13 protein-coding genes are annotated in these 19423 nt (G+C 42.6%); 5 read left to right on the top strand and 8 right to left on the bottom strand.

Annotated elements, in window-relative coordinates; genetic code table 11:
* Positions 1-185 precede the first annotated feature (185 nt).
* Together uvrA and uvrB are read right to left on the bottom strand one after the other, a co-directional pair.
* A complete protein-coding gene (gene uvrA, locus BN1546_RS14150) occupies positions 186-3047 on the bottom strand; it encodes an excinuclease ABC subunit UvrA (protein ID WP_090738026.1) in 2862 nt (953 codons plus the stop codon).
* A gap of 169 nt (positions 3048-3216) precedes the next feature.
* On the bottom strand, positions 3217-5208 hold the full coding sequence (uvrB, locus tag BN1546_RS14145; RefSeq protein WP_013373322.1) for an excinuclease ABC subunit UvrB: 1992 nt from the start codon (positions 5206-5208) through the stop codon (positions 3217-3219).
* A gap of 208 nt (positions 5209-5416) precedes the next feature.
* Between uvrB and BN1546_RS14140 the strand changes: the two genes are divergently transcribed.
* Together BN1546_RS14140 and BN1546_RS14135 are read left to right on the top strand one after the other, a co-directional pair.
* Positions 5417-6244, top strand: coding sequence for a flagellar motor protein (locus BN1546_RS14140; protein ID WP_064961717.1), 828 nt, complete (start codon positions 5417-5419; stop codon positions 6242-6244).
* A complete protein-coding gene (locus tag BN1546_RS14135; protein ID WP_013373324.1) occupies positions 6228-7043 on the top strand; it encodes a flagellar motor protein MotB in 816 nt (271 codons plus the stop codon). Before BN1546_RS14140 ends, BN1546_RS14135 begins: the two co-directional genes overlap by 17 nt.
* 233 nt (positions 7044-7276) lie before the next feature.
* On the opposite strand, the gene BN1546_RS14130 is transcribed toward BN1546_RS14135, so the two are convergent.
* Positions 7277-7504, bottom strand: coding sequence for an aspartyl-phosphate phosphatase Spo0E family protein (locus BN1546_RS14130; protein ID WP_016822961.1), 228 nt, complete (start codon positions 7502-7504; stop codon positions 7277-7279).
* 242 nt (positions 7505-7746) lie between these two features.
* Complete coding sequence (locus tag BN1546_RS14125) at positions 7747-9150, bottom strand: DNA-binding protein (protein WP_090738024.1); 1404 nt, start codon at positions 9148-9150, stop codon at positions 7747-7749.
* A gap of 144 nt (positions 9151-9294) precedes the next feature.
* On the opposite strand from BN1546_RS14125, the gene BN1546_RS14120 reads away from it, so the two are divergent.
* Positions 9295-9633, top strand: coding sequence for a helix-turn-helix domain-containing protein (locus BN1546_RS14120; protein WP_255305360.1), 339 nt, complete (start codon positions 9295-9297; stop codon positions 9631-9633).
* Positions 9634-9732: 99 nt separating this feature from the next.
* Here the strand turns inward: BN1546_RS14120 and BN1546_RS14115 are convergent, their stop codons facing one another.
* On the bottom strand, positions 9733-11130 hold the full coding sequence (locus tag BN1546_RS14115) for a helix-turn-helix domain-containing protein (RefSeq protein ID WP_090738019.1): 1398 nt from the start codon (positions 11128-11130) through the stop codon (positions 9733-9735).
* 66 nt (positions 11131-11196) lie between these two features.
* On the bottom strand, positions 11197-12570 hold the full coding sequence (locus tag BN1546_RS14110; protein ID WP_090738017.1) for a helix-turn-helix domain-containing protein: 1374 nt from the start codon (positions 12568-12570) through the stop codon (positions 11197-11199).
* A gap of 295 nt (positions 12571-12865) precedes the next feature.
* Here BN1546_RS14110 and BN1546_RS14105 point away from each other — a divergent pair, with 295 nt between their 5' ends.
* Both BN1546_RS14105 and BN1546_RS14100 read left to right on the top strand, forming a co-directional pair.
* On the top strand, positions 12866-13441 hold the full coding sequence (locus tag BN1546_RS14105) for an RNA polymerase sigma factor (RefSeq protein ID WP_017428690.1): 576 nt from the start codon (positions 12866-12868) through the stop codon (positions 13439-13441).
* Positions 13413-14549 carry a DUF4179 domain-containing protein gene (locus tag BN1546_RS14100; protein WP_090738015.1) on the top strand — a complete coding sequence of 379 codons (1137 nt, stop codon included), beginning with the start codon at positions 13413-13415 and terminating at the stop codon, positions 14547-14549. The genes BN1546_RS14105 and BN1546_RS14100 overlap by 29 nt, the downstream gene beginning before the upstream one ends.
* Before the next feature lie 72 nt (positions 14550-14621).
* Here the strand turns inward: BN1546_RS14100 and BN1546_RS14095 are convergent, their stop codons facing one another.
* Together BN1546_RS14095 and BN1546_RS14090 are read right to left on the bottom strand one after the other, a co-directional pair.
* Positions 14622-14981: a BLB8/JUQZ-1 family protein gene (locus BN1546_RS14095; protein WP_064797862.1), complete on the bottom strand. Its 360-nt coding sequence runs from the start codon at positions 14979-14981 to the stop codon at positions 14622-14624.
* A gap of 351 nt (positions 14982-15332) precedes the next feature.
* Positions 15333-19397 (bottom strand): glycosyl hydrolase, encoded by a 4065-nt coding sequence (locus BN1546_RS14090; protein WP_090738013.1) that lies wholly within the window; start codon positions 19395-19397, stop codon positions 15333-15335.
* Between the last annotated feature and the right edge of the window lie 26 nt (positions 19398-19423).

Genomic DNA, 19423 nt, shown 5'->3' with positions numbered 1-19423 from the left:
CCTATAGATTTATTATTCCAGCGCTTGGTAAACTATGTGTCACATGCTTTAACGCAGGAATTTAATAAAAGTTTTCTTTTTTTACAAAAAAAATAAACCCTGCCAACGGGAAGGCACAAATACGCTAATTTGTATTCTGCCTTCCTGTCTGTGCAGGGCTTTCACAACGTACGTTAAAACTGTATCTATAGATCGACGGTCTGAAGCGCTTGACTGCGCTGTGTATCCCGTTCAAGGATCGGCTTTAAGTATCGGCCTGTATAGGATTCCTCTACTTTTACAAGTTGTTCTGGTGTCCCGGTAGCCAAGATCGTTCCACCGCCGCTTCCACCTTCGGGCCCCAGATCAATCAGGAAATCAGCTGTTTTAATTACATCTAGATTATGCTCAATAACCAGTACGGTTTCGCCTGAATCGACCAAACGATGCAACACGGTCAATAATCGGTCAATATCGTGAACATGCAAACCGGTTGTCGGCTCATCCAAAATATAAATGGTTTTGCCTGTGCTGCGACGATACAATTCGGAAGCCAGCTTCACACGCTGTGCTTCACCACCAGACAGGGTAGTCGCTGGTTGACCCAGCTTGATATACCCCAAACCTACATCCATCAGCGTCTGAATCTTGCGATGAATCTTCGGGATATTTCCAAAAAATGCTGTTGCATCCTCTACCGTCATCTCCAGCACATCAGCAATACTCTTCCCTTTATACTTAACCTCAAGGGTCTCCCGATTATAGCGTTTGCCTTTGCACACTTCGCATGGTACGTACACATCAGGCAAAAAGTGCATCTCAATCTTGATGATCCCGTCGCCTCTGCAAGATTCACATCGGCCTCCCTTAACGTTAAAACTAAACCGGCCTTTCTTGTAGCCTCGAACCTTAGCCTCGTTCGTCTGCGAGAATAAGTCACGGATATCATCGAACACACCTGTATAAGTTGCAGGATTGGAACGCGGGGTACGGCCGATTGGCGATTGATCGATCTCAACAACCTTTTCGATATGCTCTAGCCCGCGAATTTCTTTATGTTGACCTGGGCGTACTCTCGCACGGTTCAGATCACGCGCCAACGTTTTGTACAAAATTTCGTTGACCAGCGTCGATTTTCCAGACCCGGATACGCCAGTAACAGCCGTGAAAACACCCAATGGAATTTTGACATTCACATTTTTGAGATTGTTCTCCTTGGCTCCGCGAATCTCCAGCCACTTATCCGCAGGCTTGCGCCGCTCGGTATTGACCGGAATAAACTTGCGACCGCTCAAATATTGCCCGGTCAGGGAATTCGGATCTTCCATAACTTCCTGTGGAGTCCCTTGCGACATGATCATCCCGCCATGGATTCCGGCTCCTGGCCCAATGTCAATGATATAGTCTGCCGCCATCATCGTATCTTCGTCATGCTCCACCACGATCAACGTATTGCCCAGATTCCGCATATGTTCCAAAGCACTAATCAGACGATCATTATCGCGCTGATGCAGCCCAATACTTGGCTCGTCCAAAATATAAAGCACGCCCATCAGACTAGACCCGATCTGTGTCGCCAATCGGATACGTTGTGCCTCCCCGCCGGACAATGTACCTGCTGCACGGCTTAAAGTCAGGTATTCCAGACCAACGTTCACAAGGAATCCCAGTCGGCTGTTAATTTCCTTTAAAATGAGGTTGGCGATCGACTGCTCTTTCTCACTCAGCTCCAGTGTATGGAAAAAGTGAGAAGCCTCCCCGACAGACAAAGCTGTCACATAAGCGATATTGCGCTCTTGAATGGTTACCGACAGGCTTTCTTTTTTCAGTCGGTGCCCCTTACAGGTGTTACATGGCTTTGCACTCATAAAGCCTTCAATAAATTCACGTATTCCCTCAGAAGCGGTATCACGGTAACGACGCTCCAAATTCGGGATAATGCCTTCAAAGGTCACATAGGCTTCCTTACGTTGACCAAAATCATTTTCATAGCGGAAACGGATCTTCTGGTCACCTGTTCCGTGCAAAATAAGATTCATTTGTTCTGACGTCAATTGGCTTACAGGAATATCCTGCGGAATACCGTAGTGTTCGCATACGGACTGTAAAAATTGAGGATAATAAGTGGAAGTTCCTCCACTCCATGCCTGGAACGCCCCATCTTCTACACTTTTTTCTGGATCGGGTATGAGCAGATCAGGGTCAACGACCATTTTGACTCCTAACCCATCACAATCTGGACAAGCGCCGAACGGACTATTAAAAGAAAACATCCGTGGAGATAGCTCATCTATGCTAAAACCGCAAATCGGACACGCAAAGTTGGAGCTAAATCGCAACTCCTCTTGCCCTATAATATCTACAAGCAACTGTCCGCCTGAAAGATTCAGTGCCGTCTCAATAGAGTCGGACAGACGCGCACGTACATCTTCCTTGACTACGATCCGGTCTACGACCACTTCAATCGAGTGCTTCTTGTTCTTCTCCAGTTCAATCTTCTCGGACAATTCACGCAGTTCGCCATTCACACGTACCCGTACAAAGCCCTGCTTGGCTATATCAGTGAACAGTGTTTTATGCTCACCTTTACGACCGGATACCAATGGAGCCAGGATTTGCAGCCGCGTCTTTTCAGGATACTGCAAAATGCGGTCTACCATCTGTTCGACGGTCTGTGAAGTGATTTCAATGCCATGTTCAGGACAATGAGGATGACCCACTCGGGCAAATAACAACCGCAAGTAATCATAGATTTCTGTAACTGTTCCGACCGTAGAACGAGGATTCCGACTTGTCGTTTTTTGGTCAATGGAAATGGCAGGAGACAGGCCGTCAATCGAATCGACGTCCGGTTTCTCCATTTGCCCGAGGAATTGACGGGCATACGCAGATAATGATTCCACATACCGCCGCTGTCCTTCTGCATAGATCGTATCGAAAGCCAGTGATGATTTACCTGAGCCGCTAAGCCCCGTCAGGACGACGAACTTGTCCCGTGGAATCGTCACGTCGATATTTTTGAGATTATGCGCGCGTGCGCCTTTGATGATGATGCTTTCATTCGCCAAATGTTTCATCTCCTTAGCCGTAATTCACGTCATCCTATATCGCATTAGATTATCCGATGGAAGTGATATATCGCAAAGAGAACGACCACGTCGGCCGTCCTCACTATTTCTTAAAAGCAATCAAACATTTTATTATCAATATGTTTTGCTTATAGCTTATTCCCGATGTTTAATCAGCCCGCAACTCCAGCAAAGCATCACGCAACTCGGCGGCCCGTTCGAATTGTAGATTCTTGGCCGCGTCCTTCATTTCTGCTTCTAGGCGCTGAATGAGGGATTGACGCTCCTTCTTGGAAAGTTTACCCGTCTCATTAGGAAGGTAATCATTTTTGGACTCTGCCGTCTTGGTTGCTTCAATGACATCACGAATCTTTTTACGGATGGTTTGCGGGGTAATTCCATGTTCTTCATTGTATTGAATTTGAATCGCACGGCGACGTTCCGTCTCCTTGATCGCTTTATCCATAGAATCGGTAATCTTATCGCCATACATAATAACACGTCCGTCACTATTCCGTGCTGCCCGCCCGATCGTCTGAATCAGAGAGCGCTCAGAACGCAGGAAGCCTTCTTTGTCCGCATCCAAAATCGCAACCAGCGATACTTCCGGCAAATCGAGACCTTCCCGCAACAGGTTGATCCCGATCAGCACATCGAAGGTTCCCAGACGAAGATCCCGCAAAATGGCCATCCGCTCCAAAGTCTTAATCTCAGAGTGCATATATCGAACTTTGATGCCCACTTCTTTTAAGTAGTCAGTCAAATCTTCAGCCATTTTCTTCGTGAGTGTGGTGACCAGTACCCGTTCTTCACGTTCTATGCGCTGCCGTATTTCATTAATGAGATCGTCAATCTGCCCTTTGCTCGGACGCACCTCAATAATAGGATCAAGGAGACCGGTGGGACGGATAATCTGCTGCACCATCGTATCGCATTTTTCCATCTCATACGGGCCTGGAGTAGCCGATACATAGATAATCTGATTCACTTTGTCCTCGAACTCTTCGAACTTCAGCGGACGGTTATCCAAGGCAGATGGCAAACGAAAACCATGTTCAACCAGCACATTTTTACGCGCCTGGTCCCCGTTATACATCGCACGAATCTGCGGCAATGTAACATGAGATTCGTCGATGACGATCAGCATATCATCTGGAAAATAATCCAAAAGTGTATATGGTGTTGCTCCGCGCTCGCGGAATGTCAGTGGACCCGAGTAGTTTTCGACACCGGAACAAAAGCCAACCTCTCTCATCATCTCGATATCATAGCGGGTACGTTGCTCCAAACGTTGCGCCTCTAACAGCTTCCCTTGTTCCTTCAGCTCTGCTAACCGCTCTTCTAGCTCACGTTCAATGTTAACCAATGCTACCCTCATCGTATCCTCATGAGTAACAAAGTGAGACGCCGGGAAAATAGCGATATGTTCACGTTCACCGATCAATTCACCTGTAAGCACATTAATCTCAGTAATTCGTTCAATTTCATCTCCGAACAATTCTACCCGTATTGCATTTTCTCCATGGGAAGCCGGGAATATCTCAACAACATCCCCCCGTACACGGAAAGTACCCCGCACAAAGTTGATATCGTTCCGCTGATATTGAATATCGACCAGGCGGGACAAAATCTGATTGCGGGGTTTCTCCATGCCGACTCTAAGCGAGAGCAGCAAGCTTGAATATTCTTTCGGGGAACCCAAACCATAAATGCAAGAGACACTCGCTACAATAATAACGTCACGACGCTCAAACAGAGAGCTTGTGGCTGAGTGGCGAAGTTTATCAATCTCCTCATTGATGCTGGAATCCTTCTCAATATACGTATCGGAAGAAGGGATGTACGCTTCCGGTTGGTAGTAATCATAGTAGCTGACAAAATAATCAACTGAGTTGTTTGGAAAAAATTCTTTAAACTCACTTGCCAGTTGAGCAGCCAAGGTCTTGTTATGCGCAATAACCAATGTAGGCCGATTCAGCTTGGCAATGGTCTGAGCGATGGTATACGTCTTACCTGTTCCCGTAGCACCCAATAGAGTTTGATGCTTCTTTCCTTCTGCAATTCCCTCTACCAATTCAAAAATGGCCTGGGGTTGATCGCCTTGAGGTTGGAATTCCGACTGAATTTCAAAAGTCTTATCGCTAACAACGATATCACTCATTGCCCTGCATCACCCTTATCGTCTAAAATGGAAACATCATGTTTTTACACCAATCGAGCTTTAACGTCTTTGCCTGTAATTCTATGTCGATATTTCCCGAGCAATGATACTTGGGAAATATGGTTGAATAAGAATGTTTGTTCCCGTATTATACCTCTTTCTTACCGCGGATGCAAACGATAAGTCTTGAATAGGAGTGAATTGAATTTTGGATATCACCATCGTATTGGGCATCATCGCCGGAATCATAGCATTAATCGGTGGCTTCTTGTGGGAAGGCGGAGAATTCTCAGGGCTGCTTCAAGGTACATCAGCTCTGATCGTATTCGGCGGAACTTTCGCCGCCGTTGTGATCAGCTACCCTGCCTCCAAGCTGAAGACTATACCCACCGCTCTGCGGATGGCTTTTAGTCGTGAGGATAATCCTACGGAGCAATATATAGAAGATTTGGTTTCCATGGCCGCCACCTCCCGCCGATCCGGTGTGCTTGCGCTAGAACGCATATCATCGGAGCATCCGAATGCATTTTTGCGGGAAGGTCTTCAACTAGTCATTGACGGCACTGAACAGGAACAGATCAAGCAAATTTTAGAACTAGAGTTAGATGCTATTGGGCACAAACATGAGGGGTACGCCAAAATATTTGAATCGGCAGGTGGCTATGCCCCTACGATGGGGATTATCGGTACAGTCATGGGTCTGATCCATGTACTTGGGAGCCTAACCGAGCCTACTGCGCTCGGACCGTCGATTGCTGTAGCTTTTATCGCAACATTATACGGCGTTGCTAGCGCCAATCTGATCTTTCTGCCCATAGCGTCCAAAATAAGAGCAGCCAGTGAGAGTGAAATTATTACGATGGATTTGCTGCTGCAAGGTATCCTGGCTATCCAAAACGGAGAGAACCCTAAGCTTGTACGCAAGAAGTTGGAGTTCTTTATCCGCTCAGAGCAAAATATAGATCGCAAACCACCTCGTCGCTCACGTACAGAGAGCGCTACTCCAAAGGAGGACTTCCATGAGAGCGCGCGCTAAGCGCCGTGGGCGTCAAGGTGGCGGCGGAGACCAACGAGATCGTTGGATGATTACCTATGCCGATCTGATCACCCTACTGCTCATTTTTTTCGTCGTGATGTATGCCATGAGCAGTCTGGATGCTAAGAAATACGACGTCGTTGTTCAATCCCTCCAGGATACGTTCCACAAGGGAGATTCTATTTTGGAACAAGGCTCGGGCATTACAGGAACTGCCGATCGTTATACCAGCAAGAATCCACCCGCGACGAAGCAACCGGCCTCTAATAAAAAAGAAGCGGGATCAACCAAGCTCACCGAGCGTGAACAAGCATTTCGCAAGCAGGAAAAAGAGCTGCAAAACCTAATGGGTGTCATTCAGGAATATATTACAGACAACAAGCTACAAAACCAGATTTTCGTATCCGATCAACCGCGTGGCATTGTCATTACGCTGAATGACCGCTTTCTATTCGACCAAGGCAGAGCGGCACTCAAGCAGGGTTCTGCAAACACGTTATCCAAATTAGCCAGTCTATTTCGAGATTTGAAAACACCGATTAGCATTGAAGGTCATACGGACAACATTCCATTCACGCGTTCCTCTAACTCGTCGACCTACAAGGACAACTGGGAGCTTTCCGGCGCTCGGGCACTGTCTGTACTCCGGTTTTTTATCGACCGAGAGCAGTTATCCCCATCAGGCTTCCAGTATGCGGGTTATGCAGATACCCGTCCGGTTGGTGACAATAGCACCGAAGCAGGACGACAAAAAAACCGCCGTGTCGAAATCACTGTGCTGCGCCAGCTGCAGCAGTAAAATCCAAAAACCTCCCGAGTCACGCAATAACGTGAATGGGGAGGTTTTTTTAAGATGTATCATCATGTTACGTGGCTTCCGCTCTGATGTAGACGCAGAACAATAAACTGTACGAACAACGTGGATAAGGGCGGCGTACAAGATGCAATAGAGATTATTTTGTTTATGCTATATCTCACTATGTATTAGAAGCCAAGGTGAAGTTAGGTTTTATCTTGTCATGATGCTTGATGTTAATAAGATAGGACGAGCTCGTGTTGCTTCTCTTGGATCTGTGAACTTTGAGGTACGCTCTGTTGTCTACGATAGCTATATTTCCAGTCGCTGTACTTATTAAGGAGCCGATCCAACTCCATAGACTTGGTCAACACCCGTCGATCCTTCAATCCCACCTCTTTCGCCAAATCATTTAGTTCTTTTCGCTTTTCTTCGATGCACTCCTCCAATTGTTGCCATTTCACATCAATAAACCTCCTGTTCGGTGTGGTATTTACATTAGTTTACAAGCTGATACCTTCCCTACAGGTTAAAAATATAATAAAACCCATTTCATCCCTTTAACGGAATGCATTAAAAAAGCCAATCCGAATGAATTGGCCTGAGGAATTTATGGCTGTAATAAGCATAAAACCTTTTGTATAATGACTAAGCGCCGATACCATGTGCAAATATGATTATTTTGCTTCCTAAATCACTAAGGCTGCTAAGTCCTATAAACAGCACGATGAACATTGCTTTTTTGTGCATTGTTTAGTACCTCCTCCATAATATACTGATACTCTGCTTTCTGAACCGGAGTAGCAGCATGTCTGTATTTTTCGAACAAAGCAGTGCCTTGCACAAAATTGGGCTTATCATTTATTTTTAGATAGGTCCTTAAACTTCTTAATAAATAGTTTATCCCTAATACATAATTAGAATGATTAAAATGATATACAGCGATTTGATAAAATAAATTAGCACATGTATCTAAACTTGAAGACTCTGGATAGTAATTACCATCCATCGAAGAAACATCATCAAAACCTTCTATCTCCTGAGAAAACTTAAGCAGTGTCTCATTTATTGAGAACCCATTTATATTTGCTGATTCTACTATAGTAAGTAGACCAGGAATTATTTCTGGAGGGTTTTTCTTGAGAAAATCTTCATAAAGATGTAATCTGTTGACATCTCCCATAAGAATATAAAGATTAAGCTTGTTAGCCTCAGCCCAAACTTTAAACTTTTGGACCTCTTCTTCGCCAACTCCATCTAAGTCTTCAAACCAACTTAAATCCTCATAATAACGGATATAACTCATAGCCTCTTCAAAGAATCCTTGCTTTTCCAAAGCAGCACTTTTGATTAGATAGCCCTGTCCATAATAAACTACCAAATGTCGTTCTGTGTTAAGTCGTTTCTTACCTTTGTAAATTTTCAATGAAAGAACAGTACTTGTAAGATTTCTTAATTCGTCAGCGTATCTTTCAGCTTCTTTCCATTGATGAAGATAAAAATATATATTAGCCATCTTTAATAAACCATCTAATTGATAGTCTACAGGCAAACGATTCCTAAAGGGTACAAACCTTAAGACTGCCTCTAGGTTCGTTTCTAAATTTTCACTAACTGAAATTGAAAAAATTTTGTAATGACTGATTGCCAATCTCTCAGAGTGTTGGTACTTTTCATTTTCAATTACACACTCATAAAAAGGAATTGCCTCTTGTAGTTTTCCTTCCTCATAAAGTTCCTCTGCCAAAGCAAAGATTGTTGGAATGTGGTTTAGATCTTCCATTAAGCGTGATAGCACTCTTTCCACGCATCTCAAGTTTCCTACTTCAACACAGCGTATAAGAAATGGCTTAACTCTTTTCCAATGAGGTCTTCCATCGTAAAAGCATTCATCAACGTACAAGTCATACAACCAGTCCTCTGGATAATTAAGCGCTTTAGTAATCAAGTCCATTTGTCGTACGGAGATAGGTTTAGGTGGATTTCCATTAAGCATAGCACTAAAAATGCCCCGGTTAAGTCCCGTAGCTTGTCCAAAACTATTAAAAGTGTAGCCACCAAGTTTTAATTCTTTCTCAATTTCCGAACGAATCGTGGTTGTATTTTCCAATAAAAACACCCCCGGCGTATTCAGATGATTTTAAAAAATCACCCTCCTCGACAATCAATTACAATATACTAGAAATTATATGAATAAATTGGATAACGGTCAATCCTTTATTCTACACCATTTCAATATATTATGGAATTTAATGTGTATAATAATCCACCAATCCTAAAAAATCATGTGTTGTTAGCAGAAACATCTGATTCAACAAGCTCCTATATCGGCAAGTTGGAGCGTGGTGGGATCAATGTACAAATTAAAAATTTGGAGAAAATTGCCGAGGCACTCAACACAAACGTTTTTGCATTTTTTGACTTCAATCCCTATGAAGAACTCAAAAGTCAGCCTTGGATATGGGAATGCATTCATATTCTTTCACAGCAGAGTGAAACGGAGCAAAATAAAGCTTATCGCATTTTAAAGGAACTGTTTACAGAGAGTGAGCTTCTTAAAGATAACTCCGATGATTCCAAAGGCAAGAGATGAGTTTAATATTTTTATTATTTGTTATATATTCTACGAAGAATAAAAAGGCTAGGTACTTTTCTACTTAATAAGTAAAAAAGTACCTAGCCTTTTTGTGATTTAAGGAATCATCTGGTTTACATTATGCTGTACTTCTTCAAGCAATTTTTCATATTCCTCCCGTTGTCCGTTCGTGGAATGATCTTTATACTTCTCAAATAATAGTGTTATAGACTTGATATAGTAGGCTTTATCATTCAATTGAGAAGATGCTTTGAAGCTTTTCAACATAGCATCCATGGCTTTCAAATAAGCTCCTGTATTGAAATAATAACGACTAAGCTCAAGAAAAAAACGAGAATAAGTGATCAGATTATAATTCGTATGATAGTAAGAAATATTGGTATTTAATTCTCTGAATTTATCAATTTTTTCGGCAAAGAGAATTAAGATTTCATCTATTGGATAATTGTAGGCATTAGCTGACTCAACAATAGTCAATAGCCCGTGTAATATCTCTTGCGGGTTATTTCTAAGAAGCTCAACATAGGCTGGTAAACTATCCATTTTCCCCATTAGAATTTCGAGACTTAACTTGTTTGCTTTCGCCCACATTTTAAATTTTTCTGCCTCTATCCTCCCTATATCGTCAAGCCCTTCAAAACCAGTTAACTCTGCGTAATAAGGAATAAAACCCAGGGCCTTTTGATATAACCTTTGTTTCTCGTAGGCATTTCCTTTCAATAAAAAGGATTGACCATAATACACGATTAGACGCCTTTCTGTGTTTAGTGGCTTAACTTCACGACTCTTCAATTTTTCTCTGACCTGCTGTTGATAGATATTCGTAGCTAGTACTCTTAGTTCTTCAGCATACTGTATAACCGTCTCACAATCATCAAGTTGAAAATAGGCATTAGCCAATTTTAATAATGCATCTAATTGGTAATTATCGGGAAGGTTTCTTCGAAACGGAGCAAACTTTATAGCTGCTTGACGATTATTATCCAAGTCAGTATTCAGAGAGTTACAAAACAATCTGTATTGACTAATAGCCAACCGCTCCGAGTAGTAATATCTTTCGTTTTCTATCACACACTCGTAAAAAGGGACCGCTTCGTTTTCCTTCCCACCTTCGTGCAGTTCTTCTGCAAACTCAAATACCGTCGACACGTAGGACAAGTCCTCCGTTAGTCTCGACAATACCCTTTGAATACACTCCTTCCTCCCCAACTCTACACAACGCAATAAAAAAGGTTTGATCCGTTTCCAGTGCCCTTTCCCCTCGTGAAAGCATTCATCTATGTACAGCTCATACAGCCAGCCTTCTGGATATCCTAATGCCTTAGTAATCAAGTCCATCTGCCGAACGGAGATCGGCTTGGGTGGGTTACTGTTCAGCATGGTGCTAAATGTACCACGATTAATACCGGATATTTTACTAAAACTGCTAAATGTATATCCTCTTTGCTTTAGTTCAGTCTCTATCGTCGAGCGGATCGTAGGTGTATGTTCCATGTTAACACCTCATTTTCAAATAATACTGTTAGCTCAAAATCGACTTCATATTCCTTGATCGTTGGCTTAAAACGCAAAATTAAAGTCCTTCCCAAAATTCTCTTTATGAATTGTAAGTTCATTATACTGACACTCTGTAGCAAAATTTTTGTACTTCTCAAACAATATAATAGATTGTGCAAATACACTTGAATTATTCACCACTGTAGCCAGTTTTATATTTTTAAGAATCGTGTTTATTCCAGCCGTATAATCGTTAAAATTAAATTGATAGATGGCTAATTGCAAATTAAAATTACAATAATCATCCATATATAATGCATCTTCATTTTCAGAGAACTTTTGAATGTAACCACTAAAACGCTTTAATATATTGTCTATATTAAAAGATTGCTTATTTGCCACCTCTAATAATGTGAGAATCCCTGGTAATATCTCTTTCTCATTCTCTTCCAGTAGTAAAATATACTTTTCTAAATTACTTTTATCCCCTATTAATAAATCCAGTACATACCCATTAGCTGTTGCATACATTTTTAATTTCTCAACTTCTCTTTGGCCTACCTCATCCAAACCTTTGAACCAACTTAAATCTGCGTATCTCAAGACAATTTTTTTAGCCTCCTGATACAATTCTTGCTTTTGTAATGAGTATGCTTGCATCAATAACGCTTGTCCATAATACACTACTAATGATCGTTCACTGGAATATGGCTCTATATCTTCATGATTTATATTATCTTGAGCTACCCTATATTCGTATATACGTTTTGTGAGTTCCAGCAATTTCTGGCTACAAAAAATGGTTTGACTCCACTTGTGCAAAGAAGAATAAATATTAGCCATTTGCAATAAAGCATCCAACTGATAAGCTTCAGGTAAACGATCTAGAAAAGGAGAAAATAAGATAGTTAGTTTTAAATTCTCTTCTGCATTGGTACCTAATTGTATGCGAAACAATCTGTATTGACTAATAGCCAGCCGCTCTGAGTGGTAATATCTTTCGTTCTCTATCACACACTCGTAAAAAGGGACAGCTTCGTTTTCCCTCCCACCTTCATGCAGTTCTTCTGCAAACTCAAATACCGTCGACACATAGGACAAGTCCTCCGTTAGTCTCGACAATACCCTTTGAATACACTCCTTCCTCCCCAACTCTACACAACGCAATAAAAAAGGTTTGATCCGTTTCCAGTGCCCTTTCCCCTCGTGAAAGCATTCATCTATGTACAGCTCATACAGCCAGCCTTCTGGGTATCCTAATGCCTTAGTAATCAAGTCCATCTGCCGAACGGAGATCGGCTTGGGTGGGTTACTGTTCAGCATGGTGCTAAATGTACCACGATTAATACCGGATATTTTACTAAAACTGCTAAATGTATATCCTCTTTGCTTTAGTTCGGTCTCTATCGTTGAGCGGATCGTAGGTGCATGTTCCATTTCAATCCCCCTCAATATAGTTGCAGATATATCGTAAATCATACTTAACATGTGATTTCTGTCGTAAGAACTTCATTTCATTACAAAATAATTAAAATAGTGAAATATATGGTCTATAAAGTCATTTTATTTTATGATGCCTTAGAAGGAAGCCTTTTTTTACGAATTCCGTGATAATTGAAAAGCTGAATGAGGTACATCTGGAGAACCATTAAAAGCAAACTTCAAGTTTCTTTGTTTGAATGTCACAAATGCATATCTTTTTCAGTTATATAGGCAGAAGGGAGGGACGTTAATGGAAAAGCTAAATACAAATAATCAAAATGCAGATATCAATCTTGTCATAGAGCAGGTCCAAACAGGCGACAAACAAGCATACACACATATCATACGACGTTATCAACAACAGATCTTTTTATACTGCTACTATTTACTTAAAAATCGGGAAGAAGCGGAAGATGCTGCTCAAGAAATATTCATTAGAGGGCTAGAACATATACATCATTTTGTACCGACCGTCTCTTTTTCAGCTTGGCTTTACAAAATCGCTCAAAATCACTGTACTGACTTATTAAAAAGAAACGCTAGATCATTCAAATCCTTCATTCAGTACAAACTGAATCTAAAGCAACAGCCAATGCACGAATATACAAATTTAATTCACGAGTTACTGGACCAGCTATCATTAAAAGATCGTCAAATTTTATTACTACGTTCGCTTGAGGATTACAACTACGAAGAGATTGCTACAATTATGGGGCTAAAATCATCCACGATCCGAAAAAGATATGAGCGACTCCGTAAAAAGCTAATCAACTACAATGAAAAGGGAGGAAAACAAATTGAGCACTCATTTAAACCCGGAAGATAAAGAAATTGAGCACTTACAAAAGCTTATTCGGAATACCCCTTTCCAAGTGGATTTAATTGATAAAACTATGGAACGCTATAGTAACAAGAAAACAAGACGCTATAAGCAATCTAGCTCTCGTTCAAAAAGGGTTCGTAATACCTTTTTCGGAACCTCCGCTGCACTTGTAGTAACGTTTGCACTTGTCATTAGTACTGGATTTATTTCACCAACAATGGCTTCGTCCTTAAAACAAATTCCAGGTATAGATTCTATATTCCAGCTTGCTGGTGATCTTGGTTTACAAACAGCAGACGAAAAAGGGCTAGTATCAAAGCCAAATCTTAGTGATACTCACGATGGCCTGACTCTCAGCGTACCAGAGGTCATGTTTGATGGAACACGTGTATCCATTGCCTTAGAACGACAAACCACTGACAAAAGATTTACAAAGGAAGCAGTATCATCACTGATCAACGATATAATACTTACTATTAACGGAAAAGAAATAAACTCTTATGCACCTGCTAATACAAGCAACTCCATTGATCCTTATATGATTCCTGGAAAAAGCTCCAACTCAGTAATTATACAGTTCTCAGATTTACGTAACCAGGGAGGGAAATCCTTTCCAGATAAGTTTGATTTAACACTTTCCATGCCCGTAGCAGGGGTTCAACAACCGTTCAAAATTCATATCCCTGTCGAGAAGAATACTAAAAACAACATAGTACAGACACCTGGCCTTAAGCGTCAGTATGAGAAAATTCATTATACATTGGAAAAGATTGAGCTGACCCCAATTACAACTAATATAACTACACGTATTGAATTACCCAAACCCCTAAAAATCTCTAGTTTACCTTTACTAAGTTATGAACTTTACGATGATAAGGGAAATGAAATAAAACAAATCTGGGGCAGAGGTTGGAGTGCAACAGACGGTAATGTTCAAATGACTGATTCTCAGTTTGAACCCTTTATATCCCCTCCAAAAGTTATTACTATTAAAGTTTATAAAAACATTTTTAAAGAAGGGAATAAAAGTCAGTTTGAATTGGATAAGGACGGTAACCCAATAAAGGAGTATTTCCCTGATCTAGAGATTAGCTTACCAATAAACTCATAAAAATAGCTGTCGAGAGGAATCTCGACAGCCTCAGTGAAGAAAGTGAAAATATATTTCTCTTTCTTCACTAGCTTATCTTTTAACTATAAATGTATAAACGCCTAACTTGTCACCATTAGATTTATATGCCGCCACTTGGGCTGTACCATAACCAATAACTGTAGCTTTATTACCAGTGAGCTTAATAACGTTACTTCCATACAAAAGCATCCAGTTTGAACCTTCCATGTAGTAGTCACTTCCCATACTAAGAGGTACTTCTGTGTCTTGTAGTTTAATAGGTGCCTTTTCTCCGTTAGCAGGCACAAATGTTACTTTCACTGTGGCTGGAGCTCCAACAGATATTGTTGAACTTACTGGTGAAGCCGAAGCTACTCCCCCTAAAGATAAAGCTAACGCGGAAATTGATAGTGCTAAGATCGCTCTTTTCATTTGTCATTTCTCCTCTTTAAGTATTTGTACTGATTAAACATTAGACTTCCAAGCAATTGTAGACAGTAGACATTATCAAAATACGAGTTATTTCATTTTTTTCATCTCCTTCCTTCTAATTAATTCCAGTCTAATTCTTGATGTGTTACAAAAAGAATAGAAATAAACATATCATTTCATTTTTTACAAAATAATCATATATGAGTTTTCTCGTATAAAAAAAGAGCAGATGGGATATAAATCCCCTGCTCATTTCAGCAATGTTATTTATATAAGTTTAAAATGGCGGGATCTCCCCATCGGCGCAAAAAATCGGTTGATTGCACATGTCACCGCACATCAAACATTTATTTAATTAGCTGTCGGTTCAGTTCCCCAAACAAGTACACCGTTATGATACAAGGTAGCTTTCATATGATCGGCATATGAGGTTTGTGTGCCTTTATAGGAGTAATCGTCACCTTCGTTATAATTTGACCAGTCTGTTTTATGAATACGGGTTTGGATTTCGCCCGTGCTTCCTCCAGGTGCTAACACGCCTGCGTCCGAGTTGAAGCTGACTTCCAAATAATAATCGGCACTGGTTGCAGGCTTCTCCATTTTAACCAGTTTACCGTTCAGCTTCGAGCAGCTCAGCGCCGCATAGTCGCAGTTGAAAGTCTGCTCACGGTCACCGTCGATCGTGTAGTAGTAACGAATTTTCAACTCGTTGAGCGGTACGGGGGTTGTGCCTTGGTTTACAATTTGGAAATGCGGATTCAGGTGATTGTCGTTCACCTTGGTATCCGCTGTGCGATACTGGAGCAGCAGTCCTGTTGTTGGCTGCTGAGTATCCGCTTTTGGCGCTGCGCTAGCCGTGTTCGACAGCGTCTGTCCTGCATCGTTCTTCGCTACGACTTGGTAGTAGTATGTCGTGTCTGCCGTTACAGCTGTGTCAGTGTAGCTACTGCCATATACATCACTCACTACAGTGGCGAACGCGCCGTTTTCAGCCGTCGAACGCTTCACTTCATAGCTTTTTGCATTCGCCGATGCTGTCCAGCTTAGCGATACTTTCGCCGTTTCGCCCGCGGCGTTCAGCGTGAAGCTGCCCGGTACTGACGGCTGCTCGGTAATGCCATACGTTTTTAAGTTCGTTGGAAGCTCATCAAGCGTAATAACGTTCGGATGATTATACACTTTTTTCAGATGCTCAAGGCTGTTTTGTTTACCGTCTCTCAGGAAATCCCCATACCATGTAGCGAACCAGCTCCAATGGGCTTGATACGCCTTCATTAGATCAGGGTCTGGGATCGGTCCGTTTTCGCTCATGGCAACTAACTTTTTGTCCTTGCCCAATGTAACAAGGTCTTCGTATTTTGCAATTTGCGGGCTGTAATCACCTGCTTGCGGATAAGAATCAAAACTCAAAATATCCACATACTCGTCTCCCGGATACCAGTCTGGAGCAACAGAATTCCATACCCATATCAGATTGTTCAATTTGTGCACATTCGTCAATCGGTCGTGCATTAAAATATACAATTTTTTAACAGGCTCAGGGCCTTTGGCGCCCCACCAGAACCATTTGCCTTCTGCTTCGTGCAAAGGACGGAACAGGACAGGAACCTTCGCATCCTGCAGCTTCTTTAATTGCGCTGCGATCACATCGATGTCGCGAATGAGTAATTTATAATCCTCGGACTCTGGATGGCTCATCGCATATTCTATATCAAATGTGGTCGAATCGGCATAGAAGCCTCTCCACCATTCTTTTCCCTGCGTATCGATCAGACCTTTCGGCGCGTTCCAGTGCCATGCAAAGGTAACGATGCCCCCTTGCTTATCCCATGCAATCGCCTTTTCTGCCTCTGTAGAACTAAGACCATGCTCTGCTCTGCTTGGCGAATAGTCGATCAGATCGAGCGCTGCAATCGCCGGCTTTTTACCTACATTAGCTTGAAGCCAATCAATTTCGTTTATTTCCTCTTGACCAGAGAGCATATTCTTCCCGTATTGATCAACCAGGTAGTTCATCAATGCTTTTGCTTCTACCGTCGCATTCGGATTAGTGAGCGTTTTGGTTACCGCATGGGGTGGGCGATCAGCAGCAGGCTCCAGCCTGACATAGTCGATATCGTACCAGCCCCAGCCTGTTTCAAAACCGATCGTATTCGCGCCTGCATTCAACAGAAGCTTGCCTCCGGAAGTTTCTTTGAAATCAGCCGTTTTCCCGAGCACCAGTTCTCCAAACGCTTTGCCGTTTAATGAGAAATTCGTGCGTTTGTCATCATGAGGAGAACGATAGCCGATTGTAAGATTGTACAGGCCTGCCGTGGGAGCCTGGATCGTCATCGTTAGAGAATCCCCTGCATTGTGAAAATTCGTTACATAACCAGTACCGGAGTAGCCAGTTCCACTGGATTCTACAATGGTTCCCTTCAGCGTGCCGTCTTCAGCTTCATAGCGAACCGGATCGTTCACAGACACCTTCGGAACCGCTTTCAAAACATTAGATTCGCTCGTTCCCTTATTTGTCTTGGCGGTTACTTTGTAATAGTATGAGGAGCCGTTCGTTAGGTTAGTATCCGTATAAGACGTTTCGATCAAGTTGGATGCTACAGTAGTAAAAGGACCGTTTCCATCCGTTGCCCGCTGTACACTGTAGCCCACAACTCCGTTGGAAGCGTCCCAGGACAAATGGACTTGCCCATCGCCTGCCTCTGCTTTCAGCTTAAAGCCCTCAGGATTTTCCACTGGTGGCACAGACGTATCTTTACCGGCAGTCAGTACGATATGATAAGCCGTCAAAGGCGGTACGGTATAAGTAAAACGGTTTCCTGAAATTTGCGTGATTGGCGCTGCTTCTTTAATTTGCGAGCTAGTTTTATCAAAGCCCCATACTTTACCGGAGCCGTAAGTCGTCTCGCCAGAAAGATCAAATTGGGCGTCGAATGCGCTGTCTATGCTTTTATTCATGACTACGAGGTGCAGTTCCTTGTCGGATGCATTCGCTATGGAAGCATGCACTGAGCTGTTGACAATATCCGACGTTTGCGCACTAACACTGGTGTTACCAAAAGTAGAGCTTTTTCCGTCATAATTGCGGTAAAGCTTGTAAGCGGCACTAACGTAGTTGTTGGCACCATCCTGTAACTTCCAGTAGTTTGCCATATAGACATCATTTTTGCCTAAAATGCCGAGCACATCGGTCATCGCGATCCCGCCGGAAATATCATTTTCGCCGCCATAGCTATACTCGGTCATTGCCAGCTTGGTTCCTGGATAATATTTATCCACCGACTGCTTCAATCGAGGCAGTATAGGCAAAAATTCGCTGTTCCATTGGGCGATCCAGCTATCTTCCTTATAGGTCGGGTCCCACAAAGTACGAGGTGCCTGCATTCTGGCTTTCTTCGTTTCGTCATTGCCTACCTCATTCGTAATTCGTATGCCTCCGCCCATCGCTTCGGGATACCAGTGCACATCGAAGACATCCAGCAATCTCTTGCCTTCGGCTTGCGAACTGAGGCGCATTTGATCCAGGTAATAGTCCACAAACCAGCTATAGCTGCCTTTTACAGAGTCCCAATCAGGTGCGGTTTGCAGATCTTTATAAGCGCCAAAACCGTAAAGAACCGGCCCAAAAATTTCTGCACCCGCGTCAACCGCCTTCACAGCTTTGGATAAGCTTACTGACCGGTCTACCAACTCTTTCGCCCCAACCTTTTCGCCATGAATACGCGGATGTGTATGCGACCAGAGAGCGGGTTCATTGTCGAGTGCATATCCTTTCACACCCGTCTTTGTTGAAGCAGCGCCATACTTGTTCACTAAAAAATGGACGAACTCATCCGCATAGACCCGATTGTCATTCAGATCAGGCTGTAGCTGAAACGGTGCATTTTTGGCGTTTACGACCTGATTCCAACGAGCGGAAGGGGCTTTTTCGCTTTCCTGCACACTGCCGTTTCCATCCTTGGCCACGTAGCCGGCCATCGGCAACGTAACTAAAGAATAAGCGCCTAGCTTCAGCGATTGATCATGAAACGAAGTCGTCACCGCTCCCGGTTTTTCGCATTCTGCTCCTGTCAGGCCACCGTTATTACATAAAAAGTTATCGCTGGATTGCTGCCAGTCACTTCCTGCATTGGACATATTGTTTTCCCAGTTGTATCCGGTCATTCGATTGCCACCAAGTCGTCTGGCAGCCATATTTTCATCGCCTGCCAAATCCTGATTCGTACCGTATATATAAGGACTAATAGGCTTACGATCCTTGGATGTATCTACTTTAATGGTAATAGTTTTTGCCGTTTGACCGTGAACTACAGTTGGAGCTGGTAGAGCCCCTCCTACTATCATTATGCATGCCATGACGACAGGCAGCCATTTGGAACGTTTGAACAAAAGATTACTACTATTTTTCGCCCTCATACCACTTTCCTCCTTTACATTTGAAA

The sequence above is a fragment of the Paenibacillus sp. Mc5Re-14 genome, from assembly GCF_001049835.1.
GTDB classification, from domain to species: domain Bacteria; phylum Bacillota; class Bacilli; order Paenibacillales; family Paenibacillaceae; genus Paenibacillus; species Paenibacillus polymyxa_C.
The sequence above is the reverse complement of the archived record's forward strand: the minus strand, read 5'-3'. Positions and strand labels throughout refer to the sequence as shown.